General features: G+C 62.5%; 1 protein-coding gene. It reads left to right on the top strand.

Annotated features, from left to right (window positions below):
• The first annotated feature begins 32 nt into the window (after nt 1–32).
• Nucleotides 33–1,232, top strand: a complete 1,200-nt coding sequence (locus NS334_RS16105; RefSeq protein WP_058756966.1) for an IS256 family transposase — start codon at nt 33–35, stop codon at nt 1,230–1,232.
• Nucleotides 1,233–1,270: the final 38 nt, after the last annotated feature.

Here is a 1,270-nt window from a genome sequence, read left to right as displayed (position 1 = left end):
GGCCATAGGATGGAATGGAAGGGACCATCGGTATGGCAATCGACAAGGACGTGCTGGACCAGCTTCTGGCTGGTCGTGACCCAGAGGAGCTGTTCGCCAAAGACGGTTTGCTTGACGAACTGAAGAAGGCGCTGTCGGAGCGGATGCTGTCGGCGGAGCTCGACGACCATCTGGAAAACGAAGGCGCCGCAGGCACCGTTAACCGGCGCAACGGGTCGTCGAGGAAGACGATGCTGACGGGGACGTCGAAGGTGACGCTGGACGTGCCGCGCGACCGGGCGGGGACGTTCGACCCCAAGCTCATCGCCAAATACCAGCGCCGTTTTCCCGACTTCGACGACAAGATCGTCTCGATGTACGCACGCGGCATGACGGTGCGCGAGATCCGCGGACATCTTGAGGAACTGTACGGGATCGATGTCTCGCCCGACCTGATATCGAGCGTGACCGATGCGGTGCTGGAGGCGGTTGCCGAATGGCAGGGGCGGCCGCTCGACACCTGCTATCCGCTGGTGTTTTTCGATGCGATCCGGGTGAAGATCCGCGACGAGGGGTTCGTCCGCAACAAGGCGGTGTACATCGCGCTGGGCATTCAGCCGGACGGCACCAAGGAGGTGCTCGGCATCTGGATCGAACATACCGAGGGTGCCAAATTCTGGTTGCGCGTCATGAACGAGCTCAGGAACCGCGGCGTCGCCGACATCCTGATCGCTGTCGTCGATGGCCTGAAGGGGTTCCCGGAGGCGATCAACGCCGTCTTCCCCGAGGCCATCGTCCAGACCTGCATTGTCCATCTAATCCGCAACAGCATGAGCTTTGCGTCCTGGAAGGAGCGCAAGTTCATCGCCCAGGCGCTGCGCGGCGTTTACCGCGCCGAGACGCCGGAAGCCGGCATGGCGGCGCTGGAGGCGTTCGAGGAAGGCCCCTGGGGCCAGAAACACCCGGCCATCGCCATGAGCTGGCGGCGACACTGGGACCAGGTGATCCCGTTCTTCGCCTTTCCCGAGGGCGTCCGCCGGATCATCTACACCACGAACGCCATCGAGGCTCTGAACTCGAAGATCCGCCGTGCCGTCCGAACCCGCGGCCATTTCCCCGGTGACGATGCCGCGATGAAACTGCTATACCTCGTGCTCAATCACGCGGCCGACGAATGGAAACGTCCACCGCGTGAATGGGGTGAGGCCAAAAGCCAGTTCGCCGTGATCTTCGGTGAGCGGTTCGTCATCTGACGATAACCGGCCTCCCGCACAAAATTCCTGACAGTCCC

The sequence above is a fragment of the Sphingomonas endophytica genome (assembly GCF_001476895.1).
GTDB lineage: Bacteria > Pseudomonadota > Alphaproteobacteria > Sphingomonadales > Sphingomonadaceae > Sphingomonas > Sphingomonas endophytica_A.
Note: the sequence above shows the minus strand (reverse complement) of the source record. Positions and strands in the feature narration are given on the sequence as shown.